This window comes from Streptomyces sp. NPDC054840 (assembly GCF_053611065.1).
This window is the reverse complement of the sequence record NZ_JBSGZP010000943.1, coordinates 1-2,217: the sequence shown is the minus strand read 5'-3', so window position 1 is coordinate 2,217 and position 2,217 is coordinate 1. Positions and strand designations below refer to the sequence as shown.

The following is a 2,217-nucleotide window of genomic DNA, read 5'->3' as shown; positions in this document are numbered from 1 at the left end:
TCGCAGCTCTCGCTGCGAGGGGCTTCCTCCGTCTGTGCGCCGCCAGGGACTCGAACCCCGGACCCGCTGATTAAGAGTCAGCTGCTCTAACCAACTGAGCTAGCGGCGCTTGCTGACAGAGAAAACTCTACCCCACCTCCAGGAGTGCCCGTGACCAGCCACGCCCACCTTGTCCGATTAGCTCACGTTTGACGGGTTTATCGTGCACCATATGTCTGCGCGTGCCGCATGTGATGCTTTATCAGATGCGGCTCCGGTCGACCAGTGGACGAGTGGACGAGCAGGGGAGTGGACGGAACCGCATGACGATGCAGCCTCCGACGCATGTGCAGATGCCGATGCCCGGTTTCGAGGAGTACGAGCCCGCGGGCGACTGTGCGTGCCGGGGCTGCGCCCAGCGCCGCCGCGCCCTCGCCCGCGCGCGGGCCATACCGCTCCGGGACGGGGGGCACCCGGCCGCACGCGGCGCCCGCCGGGCGCTGGTGCTGGCCACCGCCGCGGGAGTGGTCCTGGGCGGCGGCAGTACGATCGCGGCGGCCGTGACCACCCCGCTCCCGGGGCCGGCGGCCCTGGACGACCCGAGCTCCCCGCAGGGCGCCCGGACCCCGCTGCACGGGCCCAAGGGCGGGCCGGTGGGCAAGCCCGGCGCTCCGGCCCATCCCGGCGCGGTGCGGCGGATCGACCGCGCGACGATCATCAACCGGGCGAAGCTGTGGCTGGACGCGGGGGTCCCGTACAGCATGTCCGAGTACTGGACGGACGGGTACCGGCAGGACTGCTCGGGCTACGTCTCCATGGTCTGGAACCTGGGGTCGAACGAGTGGACGGGCAGCCTGGACCAGTTCGCCACCAAGATCACCAAGGATGAGCTGCTGCCGGGGGACATGCTCCTCTTCCACAACCCGGCGGACCCCAACAACGGCTCGCACGTGGTCATCTTCGGCGGCTGGGTCGACTCGACACACACGCACTACGTCGCCTACGAGCAGACCCGCCCGAACACGCGGAAGCTGGTCACGCCCTACGGCTACTGGAGCAACGCGACGAAGTACGTCCCGTACCGGTTCAACGGCGTGCCGGGCGGCATCCTGCCGGACGTCCCGGACCCCCAGCCGCCGGCGGGCCCCCAGCCGCCGGCGGGCCCCGAGCCGGAGGACGTGACGGTCTTCCCGGGCGCGGCCAAGTTCGGCCCCGGCGCCACCAACGACCACGTCGCCCAGCTCGGCCGGATGCTGATCGAGCGCGGCGCGTACCGCTTCTACCCCAAGGGGGTGGCCGACCGGACGTGGAGCGACCACGACAAGCTCGCCACCGCCGCCTTCCAGCGCGCACAGGGCTGGACGGGCGCGGACGCCGACGGCATTCCGGGCGTGCACACCTGGAAGCTGCTCGTCGAGAAGCAGGGCAAGAACATCCCGCCGACGGTGACGGGCGCGCCCGGACCGGGCGGGGTACGGGCCTACCTGGGCGCCGCGATGTTCCGCCCGGGCCAGTCGCACGAGGCCATCACGGCCCTCGGCCGTCAGCTGGTGAAGAAGGGCTTCGGCAAGTACTACACATCCGGTCCGGGCCCGCGCTGGAGCGAGGCCGACCGCCGCAACGTCGAGGCCTTCCAGCGTGCGCAGGGCTGGTCCGGCGCCTCGGCCAACGGCTACCCGGGCCCGGAAACCTGGCGCCGGCTGTTCGCATGACGGAGGTAACGATGTTCCCCACGCGCACCACATCGACGACGGGCACCCTCCGCGAGCCACCGCTGGCCGCCGCCCCGCCGGCCGCCCCGCCGGCCGCCCCGCCGGCCGCCCCGGTGGCCGCCCCGGTGGCGGTCCGGGCAGCGGTCCCGGTGGCGGATCCCGCGCCCGTGCCCGCACCTTCACCCGCACCCGCAGTCCCGCCGGCCGCTCACCCCGGTTGGGCCGCGGAGCCGACGCCCATGCCGGAGCCGGCATACGCGGCGGTGGCCATCGCGGCGCCGCGCGAGGCCCCCGCACCGGAGCACGCCGTCGCCGCCGAGACCTCGTTCGGCTGGGCCGCGGCGCAGGCCGCCCGCCCGGCGCCCGAGCCGCCGCACGGCTGGGAGGTGCCGGCGGCCCGGGCCCAGCCCCAGTTCCAGCCCCAGGACCGGCCTCAGCCCCAGACCCGGGACCGGCCGGGCCGGCCCGTGCTCTGACGGTGGGTGCGTACGGGCCGAATCGCGCACGGGCGGTCACATCGGCGATC

The 2,217-nt window shown here is 73.7% G+C and carries 2 protein-coding genes and 1 tRNA gene; 2 read left to right on the top strand and 1 reads right to left on the bottom strand.

Features of this window, described 5'->3' with window-relative positions; genetic code table 11:
• Positions 1-35: 35 nt before the first annotated feature.
• Positions 36-109, bottom strand: a tRNA-Lys gene (locus tag ACWGIU_RS36235).
• 223 nt (positions 110-332) lie between these two features.
• Between ACWGIU_RS36235 and ACWGIU_RS36230 the strand changes: the two genes are divergently transcribed.
• Together ACWGIU_RS36230 and ACWGIU_RS36225 are read left to right on the top strand one after the other, a co-directional pair.
• On the top strand, positions 333-1,691 hold the full coding sequence (locus tag ACWGIU_RS36230; protein ID WP_453712328.1) for a peptidoglycan-binding protein: 1,359 nt from the start codon (positions 333-335) through the stop codon (positions 1,689-1,691).
• A gap of 11 nt (positions 1,692-1,702) precedes the next feature.
• A complete protein-coding gene (locus ACWGIU_RS36225; protein ID WP_453712327.1) occupies positions 1,703-2,167 on the top strand; it encodes a hypothetical protein in 465 nt (154 codons plus the stop codon).
• The last annotated feature ends 50 nt before the right edge of the window (positions 2,168-2,217 follow it).

Coding starts and splice junctions, on each gene's coding strand:
- ACWGIU_RS36225 (WP_453712327.1), top strand. CDS start 1,703: ATGTTCCCCACGCGCACCACATCGACGACGGGCACCCTCCGCGAGCCA.
- ACWGIU_RS36230 (WP_453712328.1), top strand. CDS start 333: ATGCCGATGCCCGGTTTCGAGGAGTACGAGCCCGCGGGCGACTGTGCG.